The following is a 12,603-nucleotide window of genomic DNA, read 5'->3' as shown; positions in this document are numbered from 1 at the left end:
TCGGTTTCCTGGTGACCTTCCTGTTCGGTGGTCTGACCGGGGTACTGCTGGCCAGCCCGCCGATCGACTTCCACGTCAGCGACAGCTACTTCGTCGTCGCCCACTTCCACTACGTCNTCTTCGGGACCGTGGTGTTCGCCGCCTACGNNGGCACCTACTTCTGGTTCCCGAAGGTCACGGGCCGGCTGATGAACGACCGGCTCGGGAAGATCCACTTCTGGACGGTCTTCCTCGGCTTCCACACGACGTTTCTGGTGCAGCACTGGCTCGGCGTGCAGGNTATGCCCCGCCGGTACGCCGACTACGGACCGAACGACGGGTTCACCACGCTGAACACGATCTCGTCCGCGGGTTCGTTCCTGCTCGCCCTCTCGACGCTGCCGTTCATCTACAACCTCTGGCACTCCTACCGCAAGGGCCCACTCGCCGTCGTCGACGACCCCTGGGGCTACGGGAACTCGCTGGAATGGGCGACCTCCTGCCCCCCGCCGCGGCACAACTTCCGGACGCTGCCGCGCATCCGCTCCGAACGCCCGGCGTTCGACCTGCACTATCCCCAGGCAGCCGGCCGCATCGACTATCATGCGACCCCCGAGATCACACTGACACCCGAGACCACGCCGAGGCCCGAGACCGCGGACCCGGCCGAATCCACAGCGGCCGAATCCACAGCGGCCGGACCCGACCGCCCGGCGCCGGAATCCGGCTTCAGGACGCCGGAATAACCGGCACGAGCAGCCGCAGGGCACCGGGGCGCACGACGATCTCCGCCGGCAACGACGCCAGCGGATCGCCGTCGGCGTAGACGGCGAAGGGCCGGTCGGCCTCGATGCGCACCCGCCGGGCCCGCAGCACCCGCACGTGCCGGGTGTCGACGTGACGCCCGGAGAACACCCGCGGGAACAGCGCCAGGAACGTCAGGCGGGAGGTGCGCGAGATCAGCAGGACGTCCAGCAGCCCGTCGGCGATGTCCGCCCCGGGGGCGAACCGCATCCCGCCGCCGTAGTACGCCGAGTTCGCCGCCGCAACCGTCCACCCGACCAGGTCCCGAGGCGCGAGGTCGTCCACCGTCACCGTGAAGCGCGCCGGGCGCCAGGCGGCCAGCGCCCGCAGCGCCGCGTAGGTGTAGACCTGCTGGCCGCGCAGGAACCGGGTCCGGTTGGCGATCACCTGGACGTCGGAGTCGTAGCCAACGCTCGCGATCCCGAGAAACGGCCGGCCGCCGACCTCGGGCAGGTCGACCCGGCGTTCCCGGGCGTGCGCAAGCCCGGCCGCGACGCGGCACGGGTCGCGGGGCAGGCCGAGACCACGCACGAAGTCGTTACCGCGCCCGCCGGGGAGCACCGCGAGCACGCCGCCGCAGCGGGCCACCCCCCCTGCCACCGAGCCAGCTAGGCCGTCGCCCCCGAGCGCGACCACGACCCGGCCCTGGGCGGTGGCCGCCGCCGCGAGATCGTCCGCGTGGGCGAGGTCGCGGGTCGGGGTGACCCGGACGTCCCGCGCCCAGCGCGCGAGCTCGACGCGGACGCCGTCGAGCATCCGCATCGCCCGCCCGTGACCCGCGCTCGGGTTGACGATCACGGCCAGCCGGTTGCGGTCGACCTCGGCGGGTTCGACCCGCAGCGGCTGCGGCGCCACCGCACCGAGGCTTCCCCGGGAGGGTGTGCGGGGGGCAGCGGCGTCCGTCATGGTGAGCGAGCTTACGGGCGGGTGCGGCAGGTCCCCCAGCGGCCGGGGATGCGGAGCCGGGGATGCGGAGCCGGGGATGCGGAGCCGGGGATGCGTGACCATGGCGGCTCACCGCCCGGGCAGCGGCCCCGCGGACAGGTGCTGGCTCGATGCACCGAAGAACGACCGCTCGCCGAGCTGCGGATCGTCGCGCAGGTCCCGCAGCACGAGGTGTTCCAGCAGGAGCAGGGCCGCGTCGGCCGGCCAGAGCACCAGCCACAGCCACACCCCCCGGGCCTCCCCGACGAACGCCGCCCGATCGGGGGGTACGACCAGCGGCCACAGCGCCGTGGGATGCCCGGCGGCCTCTACCTTCGCCTCCGGTACGCCGGGCAGCGGTTCGGGATCGGGACCGCTGATGCCCGCGAGCCGGGCGCCGAGTCCCACCCGAGGCGCCTCGGCGACGAGCACCATCTCGGCCGGCCCGCCCAACGGAGAGGGCCCGGCGGCGGCAACTGCCGTGGCACGCGGCCCGGTACGCTCGTCACCGGCCCAGCCGACGCCGCTGACGTACCAGTGGACCGGCATCGGCTGCGGCAACCAGATCGGGACCGTCGAGGTCTTCGACAGCGCGTGGAGCGCCTGTTCCCGCGACGACACGGCGGTGNGGTAGGGACTCNCCNCCCCGTGATCGTCGCACCGCCACTGGCTGCTCCACAGATCGGGTGGACGCAGCGGTCCGAGACAGCGCGGGCAGGCCGCAGCAATGGTCACCGGGCGCCTCCTGGCGTAGGTGGAGATGTCGCCGAACATCGGCACTCCGGCACCGGTATGCCCTCGGCTTTCCACCCGCANTCGCCCCACCAGGTTCCCACCCGCAATCGTCCGACCTGGGCAGATATGCCGAACAGCCGGGTGCGCCATCCCTCCGTCACCCCTCCGGGCGGGCCGGGGAGGGAGGCTGACGGCGCGCCGCGAGCTCCGCGAACGCCTCGTCGAGGAGATCGAGGCCAGCCAGCAGCAACGGCTCCTCGATCACCAGCGGTGGCAGCAGCCGGAGCACGTTGCCCCAGGTGCCCGCGGTGAGCACGATCAGGCCGCGACGATGGCAGGCGGCGGCCGCGGCGGCGGTGAGGACCTTGTCCGGGCTGTCGTCGCCGGCGCCCCGGACCAGCTCCAGGGCGACCATCGCGCCCCGCCCCCGGACATCCCCGACGAAGTCGTACCGCTCGCGCAACGCGTGCAGGCGGGGCAGGGCGATCTCGCCGATCCGGCGGGCCCGGCCGGCCAGGTCCTCGGACTCGATGAGGTCGATCGCGGCGAGAGCCGCGGCGCAGGCCGCCGGGTTCCCCCCGTAGGTGCCGCCGAGCCCGCCGACCTGGGGGGCGTCCATGATCTCCGCACGGCCGGTGACGGCCGCGAGCGGCAGGCCGCCGGCGATGCCCTTGGCGGTGGTGATGAGATCCGGGACGACGCCTTCGTGCTCGCAGGCGAACATCGTCCCGGTCCGGGCGAACCCGGTCTGCACCTCGTCCGCGACGAACACGATCCCCGCGACCGTACAGAACTCGGCGAGGCGGGGCAGGAACCCNGTCCCGGGGNCGATGAAACCGCCCTCCCCCTGGATCGGCTCGATGACCATCGCGGCGACGGACGCGGCCCCGATCTCGTCCCGCACGAGCTCGATCACCCGCTCGGCGGCCTCCTCCCCACAGCGGTCGGGACCGGTCGGCCAGCGGTAGGGATACGCCAGCGGCATCCGGTAGACCTCGGGCGCGAACGGCCCGAACCCACTCTTGTAGGGCATCGACTTCGCGGTCATCGCCATCGTCAGGTTCGTCCGGCCATGGTAAGCGTGCTCGAAGACGACGACCGCGCCCCGGCCGGTCGCGCTGCGCGCGATCTTGACGGCGTTCTCGACGGCCTCCGCTCCGGAGTTGAACAATGCCGAGCGTTTCTCATGGGTACCCGGCGTCAGCCGGTTCAGCGCCTCACAGACGGCGATATAGCCCTCGTACGGCGTCACCATGAAGCAGGTGTGGGTGAACCGGCCGATCTGCTCGCGCACGGCCTCGACGACCCCGTCCGCAGCGTTGCCGACGCTGACCACCGCGATCCCCGAACCGAAGTCGATGAGCGAGTTGCCGTCCACGTCGACCACGACCCCGCCGCCCGCCGCGTGCGCGTAGACCGGGAGGGTCTCACCGACCCCCCGGGCCACGGCGCCGACGCGGCGCGCGGCGAGTGCCCGGGACCNCGGGCCGGGGATCTCGGTGTGCAGACGCGGCTCCTGGGGCAGCCGCGGGCCGCCGGTGGCGGGCAGGCCGATTCCGGTCGCCGCCGGGTTGGGAATGGTCATCGTCGGCTCCTACCTGATCGTATGCGCGCACGTACCTGTCCACGGCCCGGGCCACGCCGCCGCGCCGCGGCCCTGGTCCGGTCTGGGCCGGGCCGGGCCGGGCCGGGCCGGCCATCGTCCCCCGCCGCCGGGATCCGGCCGGTGGTCCTCGGGCGGGACCGGGCGCGCCGCAGGCGCCCCGCCCGCGCGGGCGCCTAGAATGAGCTCGATGGTGATGACGACGGCAGGCGGCTCGACGCCAGGCGGCCCGGTGGCCGCCCGCGCCGACCGGTCATCCGCGCGATGAGCGAGCCGACGCCGTTCTGGCTGGCAGGCAAGCCGGCCACCGGGTCGGCGACGACCACCGTTCGGCACCCGTTCGACGGCGCGGAGGTCGCCGTCGTCGCGCAGCCGGACCCCGACCAGGTTGAGACGGCCGTGGCCGCCGCGGCGGCGGTCGCCCCGGCGTTCGCGGCGCTGCCGGCCCACGTCCGCGCCGGCGCGCTCGCCGGCGTGTCGAAGGAGATCGCCCGTCGAGGCGACGAACTGGCCCGTCTCATCACCGCGGAGAGCGGTAAGCCGCTGACCTGGTCGCGTGCCGAGGTGGCCCGGGCAAGCTCCACCTTCCGCTGGGGGGCGGAGGAGGCCCGGCGTTTCGCCGGGGAGCTGACCAGGCTGGACACCGATCCCCCCGGGGAGGGACGGCTCGCGCTCACCCGGCGTTTCCCCCGCGGGCCCGTGCTGGGCATCACCCCCTTCAACTTCCCGCTCAACCTGGTCGCCCACAAGGTGGCGCCGGCGCTGGCGGTCGGCGCGCCGATCATCGTGAAGCCGGCCCCGCGCACGCCGCTGTCGGCGCTGTTCCTCGGCGACCTGCTCGCCGACGCCGGCTTGCCCGAGGGGTCGTGGTCGGTCCTCCCGATCCCCAACGACCGCCTCGGCCCGCTCGTCGCGGACCCTCGGCTGCCCGTGGTGTCCTTCACCGGCTCCGGCCCGGTGGGCTGGTCCATCCGCGACACGGTCCCCCGCAAGCATGTGGTCCTCGAACTCGGCGGGAACGCGGCGGTGCTGGTCGCCGCCGNNNNCGCGNCCNCCGCCGATCTGGCCCGGGCCGCCGGCCGCATCGCCCTGTTCGCCAACTACCAGGCCGGCCAGTCGTGCATCGCCGTGCAGCGGGTCTACGCCGACCGCACGATCGTCGACGAGCTGCTCGCCGAGATCGTCGCCGCCGTGCGGGCGCTGCACGACGGGGATCCGGCCGACCCGGCCACCGACGTGGGGCCGCTGATCGACGTCGCGGCGGCGGAACGGGTCGAGGCGTGGATCACCGAGGCCGTCGAGGCGGGGGCGACACTCGTCTGCGGCGGGACGCGCCACGGCACGAGTCTCAGCCCGGCCGTGCTGACCGGCGTTCCGCCCACCGCCAAGGTGGTGAGCGAGGAGGTCTTCGGCCCGGTGATCGTCGTGGCGGCGGTCGACGGCGTTGACGAGGGCTTCGCCCGGATCAACGACAGCGCCTACGGCCTGCAGGCCGGGGTGTTCACCCACGACCTGGCCACCGCCTTCCGCGCCCACCGGGAGCTCCAGGTCGGGGGGGTCGTCATCGGCGACGTCCCGTCGTACCGGGCCGACCAGATGCCCTACGGCGGGACGAAGGGTTCCGGCATCGGGCGGGAGGGGGTCCGCTCGGCCATGACCGACCTCACCGAGGACCGGGTGCTGGTCCTGACCGGTCTGGACCTGTAGGCCTCCCTGCCGCCCGCCGTCGCCCACCACCACGGCCCGCACCGCCCGCACCGCCGTCTCACCCCGGCCTGCCGCCCCGGCCTGCCGCCCACATCATCGCCGCGCGGCGAAAAGCTGCCACTATGAAGCATTATGGAGCGGGTGGCCATCGACCTGCACACCCATTCGACCGCCTCGGACGGCCTGGAGTCACCGGAGAACCTCGTCCGGCTCGCAGCCGGGCAGGGCCTGTCGATCCTCGCGCTCACCGACCATGACACCATCGCGGGCATCGGCCGCGCGGCCGCGGCCCTGCCTGCCGGGCTGACCCTGGTGCCGGGCGCCGAGATCTCCTGCCAGGTCGAGGTGGCAGGTGCGTGGGTATCCCTGCACGTGCTGGCCTACCTGTTCGACCCGGCCGAGCCGGCGTTCGCGGCGGCCCGGGCCCGGGTGCGGGAACATCGCGCCACCCGGGCCCGTCGGATGGTCGACCGACTCGCCGCGGACGGGCATCCGGTGCGCTGGGAACGGGTCCTGGAGCTGGCGGCCGGCACGGTGGGCCGCCCCCACATCGCCGCGGTCATGGTCGAGGCCGGGCTGATCCCCGAGGTGGCGGCCGCGTTCAGCAACCGGTGGATCGGCGCGGGCGGACCGTACTGGGTGGGCAAGGAGCAGCCGGACGTCTGGGAGGCGCTTCGCCTCATCCACGGCGCCGGCGGGGTGAGCGTGTTCGCGCACCCGTTCGCGAGCAGGCGCGGCGTCACAGTCGGTCCCGAGGTGATCGAGGCGATGGCGAAGGCGGGCCTGACCGGCCTCGAGGTCGATCATCCCGATCACCTACCCGTCGCGCGGCGCCGGCTACGTGGCCTCGCTGCCGAGCTCTCGCTGGTGGCGACCGGTTCCAGTGACTTCCACGGCGCCAGCAAGCCCCAGGGGCTCGGGGCCGAGACCACCTCCCGGGAGGCGTACGAGGCGTTGATCTCCACCGCGCGGGGGGCGGTCCCGATCACCGCGTCCGGATGACCGGCCGCGCGGTGCCGGGCACGCGCTGCCGGGCACGCTGCCGGCAGGCCATGGCCGCTCAGGCGTTCGCGTCGTACCCCCGGCCGTTGCCGCCCGGCCTCGGCGGGCTCAGCCGGCCCAGCAGCTCGGCGAGCAGGTCCTGCTCGGTTCGGCTGAAGTGGGAGAGCACGTGCCGGGCGACCCCCTTGAGGTGGGTGCCCGAGGCCGCCCGCAAGCGGTCGAATCCCTGCGGGGTGAGGGTGGCGAGCGTGCCGCGGGCATCCGACGGGCAGGACCGCCGGGCGACCAGTCCCTCCCGTTCCAGCCGGTCGACCAACCGGGTGAGACCGCTGCGGGAGAGCAGCACCGCCTGGGCGAGTTCGCTCATCCGTAACTCGCCGTTCGGGGCCTCGGCGAGCTGGACCAGCACGTCGTACGAGGCCAGGGGAAGCCGGTGAGCCGCCTCGAGCTCGGCCTCGAGGACCCGGGTCACGTGGGCATGGGCGTGCAGCAGCTCACGCCAAGCCCACATCCCATGTTCGTCGACCCAGTCCTCGCCGGTCTCGGAGCTGGCGCCGAACATCTCTTCGACTGCCATCGCGTCCTCCCGCCTCCGCACGATCAGCCTACGTCGCGGCCCGCCCGCAAAACCGTCCCAAGCAGCCGCCTCCGTCACCGGGACACATACCAGGCACATACCGGGACACAATCACCCCTGGTCATGACGATGGGCACGCTCCGCACCCGTCGTGAAGCCGACAGGGCGGCTCACGCTCCCCGGTCCGCCGAACACGGCGGACCGGGGATCGTGAGCCGGCGCCGTCACGTCCCCCGCGGGCTATCGTGGACCCACAGGCGGCCCGGCGGGCCGCACCTGATACCAACCTGTGNCTGAGGTTTCCCTTGTCCCTATCCCGGCCTTCCCCCGACGCGATTCAGTCGGCTCTGGCGACGGTGCACGATCCCGAGATCGGTCGTCCCATCACCGAGCTGGACATGGTCTCGTCGGTTCGCGTGCTCGACGACGGCTCGGTCGACGTCGGGGTCCTGCTCACCGTGTCCGGCTGCCCCATGCGCGACGAGATCATCAATCGGGTCAGTCGAGCCGTCAGCGCGGTCGAGGGCGTCCGCGAGGTCCGCGTCGATCTGCAGGTCATGTCGGACGAGCAACGCGGTGCCCTGCACGCGAAACTGCGGGGGGGCAACGCCCCCAAGGCGATTCCCTTCGCCCAACCAGGCTCGACCACCAGGGTCTACGGCGTCGCCAGCGGCAAGGGCGGCGTCGGCAAGTCCTCGATCACCGTGAACCTGGCCGCCGCGATGGCCCGTTCGGGCCTGTCGGTCGGTGTGCTCGATGCCGACATCTATGGGCACTCCGTGCCCCGCATGCTGGGCATCGACCGCCCGCCCACCCAGGTCGAAAAGATGATCATGCCGCCCCAGGCACACGGGGTGCGAGTCATCTCCACCGGGATGTTCACGCGCGGCAACCAGCCAGTGACCTGGCGCGGACCGATGCTGCACCGTGCCCTGGAGCAGTTCCTGTCAGACGTCTTCTGGGGTGACCTGGACGTCCTTCTCCTGGACCTACCGCCCGGCACCGGTGACATCGCCATCTCCCTGGCCCAGCTGGTGCCGTCCTCCGAACTGCTGCTGGTCACGACCCCGCAGCTGGCGGCCACCGAGGTCGCCGAGCGGGCCGGGACCATCGCCGTGCAGACCCGGCAGAACGTGGTCGGGGTCGTCGAGAACATGGCGTGGCTGCCCTGCCCGCACTGCGGCGAGCGGGTCGACGTGTTCGGCTCTGGCGGCGGGGCTGCGGTGGCCGAGCGGCTGACCAGGGTGCTCGGTCATGACGTACCGCTGCTGGCCCAGATCCCGGTGGACGTCCGGCTCCGGGAAGGCGCCGACAACGGCATGCCGCTGGTCATCGGCGAGCCGGACAGCGAGGCGGGCAAGGCCCTGCACGCGGTGGCGGGCCGGCTCACCTACCGCTCCCGTGGGCTCGCCGGACGCAGCCTCAACCTCACGCCGGTGGGGCGCTGAACACCTACGATCGGCCGTCCGTCCGGGTTCGCGCAGCCTGATCGACGCGAGCCCGGCCCCGGCTGGCCCCGCCCCGGGGCGGGTGCATCGAGCCGGCGGCGACGCCGAACCTCAGGCGACGCCGAACCTCAGGTGGCGTCCGAGTCGAAGGGCACCTCTGTCGCCGGGCCGTCGCTCCGTGCCGGCTGCGCCGGCACGGAGCGGGCGGCGGACGCCTTGCTCGGCGAGACCTTCGACAGCATGGGGGACACCGGACCGGGCGGCGCCGCCGGAACCGCGGCCTCGGCGCCGGGACGAGCCGGATCCTTGGCCGCGGGATCTCTCGGCAGCGAGGACTTGGTCAGTGACGGCGCCGCGGGCGGATCGTCACCGAGGAGCAGCGAGTCGAGCGAGGTCCGCTTGGTGAGGTATGGCGGCAGAACCGGATCGTCCTCGAACAGGTGCTTGCGGACGAAGGTCTTGGGATGCAGGTCCCGGATATCCAGATCGGCGAATTCCGGGCCCAGCTCGGACCTGAGATCGTTACGCATGCCGTTGGCCAGCTGACGCAGCTGACGCAGCACGCGTCCCGCGTCCCTGGCGGCCTTGGGCAACCTGTCCGGGCCGAAGACGAACAGCCCGATCAGAAGCAAGACGACGACTTCACCCCACCCGACACCGTTGAACACGCGCTGAGCGTACCTCTCCCGGTGTTGCGGGCAAGGAGCTCGTGGGCAACGAAAAGATGTCTGCGGCTCAGCGCTGTTGTTCCTGCAGCGTCAGCTGGGTGGTCGCGGTGGCACCGGCGCGTTCGTAGGCGACCGACACCCGGTCACCTACCCGGTGGAGCCGGGCTGCGACGATGAGGTCGTTCATCCCGCTGATAACCCTGGTGTCCACCCGCGTGATGATGTCGCCGACGCGCAGCCCGGCGCGCTCGGCGGGGCCACCGGGCGCCAGGTTGACGACGCGGGCACCCGACGTGGTCCCCATGGCCTTCGCCTGGCCGGCGGTGACGGTCGCGGCTGACACGCCGAGGTACGGGTGGGTCGCCCGACCGGTCGAAATGATCTCCTGAGCGACCGAGCGGGCGAAGTCGATCGGGATGGCGAACCCCACGCCGATGCTGCCGCTCTGGCTCTGGGACTCATGGCCGGGCACCGCGGCGATCGCGGTATTGATCCCCACCATCTGGCCGAGGCCGTCGAGCAGCGGACCACCGGAGTTGCCCGGATTGATCGCCGCGTCGATCTGGATCGCCCCGATGAGCACCGTGGGGTCGGTGCCGCTCTCGGCCGGGACCATGGGATTGCGGTCGAGCGCGCTGACGACGCCGGTCGTCACGGTGCCGGCGAGGCCGAACGGCGCCCCGATGGCAACCACCGGCGCTCCCACGACCAGCGAGCCGGACTGGCCGAGCGTCACCGCCGGCAGGGGCTGCGGGGCCGGGATCCGCAGAACGGCAATGTCAGTCTTGGGATCCCGCCCGACCAGGTCGGCCCGGACCTGGCCGAACTCCTGGTAGCGGCGCACGGAGATCGGAGTTCTGGCGGCGACCGCGGACGCCACGACGTGGTTGTTCGTCAGGATGTACCCCTCCGGGCTAATGATCACCCCGGAGCCGGTACCCGCGGCATCGCCGTCCCCCCCGCCACCGGCGTCGATCGTCACCACACTGGGCAGAGCCGTCGCGGCGATCGACGCGACCGACCTGCGGTCGGAGCTGGGCGCGGCGGTACCGACCGGCAGGGCCGCCGACGCCTGTTGGTCGCTGCCGCGCTCGGTCATCGAGACGAGCAGCGCACCGATCCCCCCACCCAGCAGACCCGCGACCAGGATGCTCGCGAGGAGGACCCGGTGACCGAGAACGACCGGGCGACCAGGAGCGACCAGGCGCCCCCGCGGCGCCGAACGACCAGTCAGGACATCGGCGAACGGCACGGCGAACGGCGCGGCGTTCGAGCCGCCGCTGTCGGAGCCGCCGCTCTCGGAGCCGCCGCCGTCGGAGTCCGCGGGCAGCGGATACGGCGTCGAGGTCGGCGACCACGCCCGCGGGGAGCCCGTCTCGGCGGGCGGTGGGGCCGGCGGCTGCGTGCCGAAGCCACGCACCGCGGTCACCGTCGGCAAGCCTCCCGACGGCTCCCGCGGGTTCCCGTCCGCCGCAGCGCGCCCGCGGTCGGTCGCGGCGGCGCCCGGGTCGCAGCCCGCCCGGGCGCCCGGCGCCCCCGGACCCGAAACGCCCGTCCTCGAAACACCCGCCCCCGGAGCACCCGCCCCCGGAGCACCCACGCCCGGAGCACCCACGCCCGGAGCGGCCCCCTCGACCCGCCCGGAATGCCGGGGGTGGCGATGCCCTCCAGGAGCGGAGCCGGCCCTGTCCTCACCGGGTGGGAGGGTCGGCGGACGCCGGCCGGGCTGACGTACCGGAATCCGCGCCGCCCCGGATTCCGGCGTCGCACCCTCACGGGCCGTGGGCCGCGGCTGCGGCCCCGCACCCGATGGCCCCGCACCCGATGGCCCCGCACCCGATGGCCCCGCACCCGATGGAGTCCCCGGGGCCGGCTCAGGAGCGCGTGCCGCCGGGCTACCCGTGCCCGGCGTCCCGGCGGCCGTGGGTCGCCGCTCGGGCCGGGTCTCCTCCGCCGGCCCGGTCATCGCGGTGGTGGATGCCGTACGAGGCGATTGCGGACGGCGTGTCCCGGCCGCCGGTTCCGACCCGGACGGCTGCACGGGTCCCGACGGCTGCACGGGGACGACCACCCCGGGCTGTACCCGCGGCCCGGCACCGCCGGCCGTGGTGGGCCGGGGCGTGGCGGGAAGGCGGAGCCGACTGACGGGTATCGTCCCACCGGTCGAGGGGACGGTCGTCTCGTCGCGCGCCGCCGCGACCCGGCCACCGGCCTGATCGGTCCGCGGCTTGCCGTCGGTGGCGGAAGGCGCCGCGCCGGCGGCTCGCGGGACACCAGGGCGGGAAGGATCGGCGCGGTGGCCCGGGCCGGCGGGAACCGACCGCATCGTGGATGACCGCTCGAGACGTCGGGGCCGTACGGGCGGGTCGACCGGTTCCACGCTCGCGACAGGCACCTCGTTGTCGCTGACGTCCACACGTCCTCCCCGACTCGCTCGTCGCACGGCACGGCGGAACGCCGGCGACCGGTTCCGTCCTGGAAAGCACGCGCGACGCGTCCGAGCGGGTAACACGGTAAAGCCTCACATCAGGCCAGACGAGACCTCTCCTCCAGAACACCCAGAAAATGTCTTTCAGGTACCGGAAAGATGCGTCCCGCCGGTTTCCGGCGGCGACCGGGGCGGACAGCCGGACAAAGGCGACCAGCCAGGGCTTGGCGCCGGGAGACGGAGCAGGCGACACCCTGAAACTCACGGCCCCGACCGCCTCCCGGTACCCGGGACGGCCTACCCCGTCCGAATACCCCCGTTCAAACACCCCCGACCGGGTCGATGGGGAACGTGTTCGCCCGGGTCGGCCCGAATTCGCCCGAGTCGGCCCGAACGGGCGGACGATCAACGGCGCAAGGACACCCGGACCGGGGCGAACATCGGGGTGAGCCGGCTCGGGACGCCGTTCGCAACGCCCGGGGCGACGACCGAGGACACCGTCGGCACCGCGACGGGCCCCGGCGTCTGGGTACTCTCCTGGCCGTCGGCGATGGCGGCACCAGCGACGGCGAGCAGCATCAGCGCGGCGGATCCGAGGAGGGTTCGGCGCATGCTGGTCCGGGGGGTGGGACGACGGTGCGGGGCCGGCAGCCGCCGGCGCGGGGCGGGCGAAGCCGGCCGCCGCAGGTGCTGACGCGCGGGCCCCGGCGCGGGACGGCCCGCCTGNC

General features: G+C 73.4%; 11 protein-coding genes. 4 read left to right on the top strand and 7 right to left on the bottom strand.

Going from position 1 to position 12,603, the window contains the following annotated elements; genetic code table 11:
• The coding region (locus tag CED_RS25280) for a cbb3-type cytochrome c oxidase subunit I (RefSeq protein WP_035910354.1) at positions 1 to 725 on the top strand (725 nt) is incomplete at its 5' end.
• Here the strand turns inward: CED_RS25280 and CED_RS11130 are convergent.
• From CED_RS11130 to gabT, 3 genes are all read right to left on the bottom strand, one after another.
• Positions 709 to 1,689 (bottom strand): diacylglycerol kinase family protein, encoded by a 981-nt coding sequence (locus CED_RS11130; RefSeq protein WP_108913333.1) that lies wholly within the window; start codon positions 1,687 to 1,689, stop codon positions 709 to 711. The two genes, CED_RS25280 and CED_RS11130, sit on opposite strands and share 17 nt — an antisense overlap.
• A 108-nt stretch (positions 1,690 to 1,797) precedes the next feature.
• Positions 1,798 to 2,442, bottom strand: a complete 645-nt coding sequence (locus CED_RS11125; protein ID WP_035910406.1) for a DUF6758 family protein — start codon at positions 2,440 to 2,442, stop codon at positions 1,798 to 1,800.
• Positions 2,443 to 2,599: 157 nt separating this feature from the next.
• The gene (gene gabT, locus CED_RS11120; RefSeq protein WP_051868764.1) at positions 2,600 to 4,027 is read right to left on the bottom strand and encodes a 4-aminobutyrate--2-oxoglutarate transaminase; all 1,428 of its coding nucleotides are present in this window, start codon (positions 4,025 to 4,027) and stop codon (positions 2,600 to 2,602) included.
• A 282-nt stretch (positions 4,028 to 4,309) separates the two neighbouring features.
• Here gabT and CED_RS11115 point away from each other — a divergent pair, with 282 nt between their 5' ends.
• Positions 4,310 to 5,752 (top strand): aldehyde dehydrogenase family protein, encoded by a 1,443-nt coding sequence (locus CED_RS11115; RefSeq protein WP_035910352.1) that lies wholly within the window; start codon positions 4,310 to 4,312, stop codon positions 5,750 to 5,752.
• A gap of 132 nt (positions 5,753 to 5,884) precedes the next feature.
• Entirely contained in the window at positions 5,885 to 6,754 is an 870-nt protein-coding gene (locus CED_RS11110; protein WP_011438200.1) for a PHP domain-containing protein, read from the top strand.
• A 58-nt stretch (positions 6,755 to 6,812) separates the two neighbouring features.
• On the opposite strand, the gene CED_RS11105 is transcribed toward CED_RS11110, so the two are convergent.
• Entirely contained in the window at positions 6,813 to 7,331 is a 519-nt protein-coding gene (locus CED_RS11105; RefSeq protein WP_011438201.1) for a MarR family winged helix-turn-helix transcriptional regulator, read from the bottom strand.
• 305 nt (positions 7,332 to 7,636) lie between these two features.
• On the opposite strand from CED_RS11105, the gene CED_RS11100 reads away from it, so the two are divergent.
• Positions 7,637 to 8,779, top strand: coding sequence for an Mrp/NBP35 family ATP-binding protein (locus CED_RS11100; protein ID WP_011438202.1), 1,143 nt, complete (start codon positions 7,637 to 7,639; stop codon positions 8,777 to 8,779).
• 128 nt (positions 8,780 to 8,907) lie between these two features.
• Here CED_RS11100 and tatB read toward each other — a convergent pair whose 3' ends face one another.
• The 3 genes from tatB to CED_RS25275 all read right to left on the bottom strand — a co-directional run bounded on the left by tatB (position 8,908) and on the right by CED_RS25275 (position 12,487).
• Positions 8,908 to 9,447, bottom strand: coding sequence for a Sec-independent protein translocase protein TatB (tatB, locus tag CED_RS11095; protein ID WP_011438203.1), 540 nt, complete (start codon positions 9,445 to 9,447; stop codon positions 8,908 to 8,910).
• 67 nt (positions 9,448 to 9,514) lie between these two features.
• Positions 9,515 to 10,876 carry a S1C family serine protease gene (locus CED_RS11090; protein ID WP_023841761.1) on the bottom strand — a complete coding sequence of 454 codons (1,362 nt, stop codon included), beginning with the start codon at positions 10,874 to 10,876 and terminating at the stop codon, positions 9,515 to 9,517.
• A 1,404-nt stretch (positions 10,877 to 12,280) separates the two neighbouring features.
• On the bottom strand, positions 12,281 to 12,487 hold the full coding sequence (locus tag CED_RS25275; protein ID WP_023841760.1) for a hypothetical protein: 207 nt from the start codon (positions 12,485 to 12,487) through the stop codon (positions 12,281 to 12,283).
• Positions 12,488 to 12,603 lie beyond the last annotated feature (116 nt).

The organism is Frankia sp. CeD (genome assembly GCF_000732115.1).
In the GTDB taxonomy this organism is placed as follows: Bacteria; Actinomycetota; Actinomycetes; order Frankiales; family Frankiaceae; genus Frankia; species Frankia casuarinae.
The sequence above is the reverse complement of the archived record's forward strand: the minus strand, read 5'-3'. Positions and strand labels throughout refer to the sequence as shown.